2 protein-coding genes are annotated in these 853 nt (G+C 45.4%); both read left to right on the forward strand.

The window, feature by feature from the left end; all coding sequences use genetic code 11:
• On the forward strand, positions 1 to 370 hold a 370-nt coding region (gene tnpB, locus ADIARSV_RS08110), incomplete at its 5' end, for an IS66 family insertion sequence element accessory protein TnpB (protein ID WP_052016979.1).
• A gap of 75 nt (positions 371 to 445) precedes the next feature.
• Positions 446 to 853: IS66 family transposase (locus ADIARSV_RS08115; protein ID WP_040299513.1), on the forward strand; the 408-nt coding region annotated here is incomplete at its 3' end.

Genomic DNA, 853 nt, shown 5'->3' on the forward strand with positions numbered 1-853 from the left:
AAACAGTATGATACCAACAGCGAGAACGTATTTCGTGTACCCCGAATGTATAGATGGCCGTAAAAGTTTTAACGGGCTTGCCGGTATCGTTCGGGACGAACTGCAAAGTGATCCTGCAGGCGGGGATGTCTTTGTTTTCTTGAGCCGTTCCAAGCAAAGCATCAAGTTGCTGTTCTGGGAACATGGCGGCTTTGTGATTTATTACAAAAGGATGGACAACGGCAGATTTGAAGTGCCACCCCAGCGTGCCGACGGCCAAAGCAGTCACATCAGTGAGATCCAGTTACTCCAGATCATTCGCGGGATTCAGTTCCAGAAAGAAAAGCAGCGCGCCTGTACCAGCAAAAAAAAGCTGAAATTAGAGCAATAAAAAGCAAGAAAAAGACATAAAAAACTTGCATAAAAATGTGCGTTTTCTTATTTTTAAGGTAACAAAACGCCATTGATGCAGCAATCAGAGCCGATAGATTATAAAGTATTGTATGAGCAACTCCTGCAGGAAAATGTCCTGCTGCGCCAGGAATTCAAACAATTATCGGCAATAAATGAGCAACTGCTTCACCGGGTGGAGCAGTTGCTCAAACAGACCTTTGGCAGCAAAAGCGAACGTTACCTGGGCAAAGAACAAAACCCTGAACAGCTCCGCCTGGGACTGATGGAGGAAGTTGTGGTTGAAGTTAACGTGCCGCAAACCACTACAAGTGGTGCTACTAAACAGTCCTCTGCTGAAAAGGAAAAGAAGAAACACTTTGTGATCCCTGAAAGCCTTGTGGATGAAATCCAGGAGATCCATCCCAATGTAATCCCTGAAGGCAGCAAATGTACCGGCAGCGAAATCTCTTACCGGTTGAAA

The organism is Arcticibacter svalbardensis MN12-7 (assembly GCF_000403135.1).
Lineage (GTDB): Bacteria > Bacteroidota > Bacteroidia > Sphingobacteriales > Sphingobacteriaceae > Arcticibacter > Arcticibacter svalbardensis.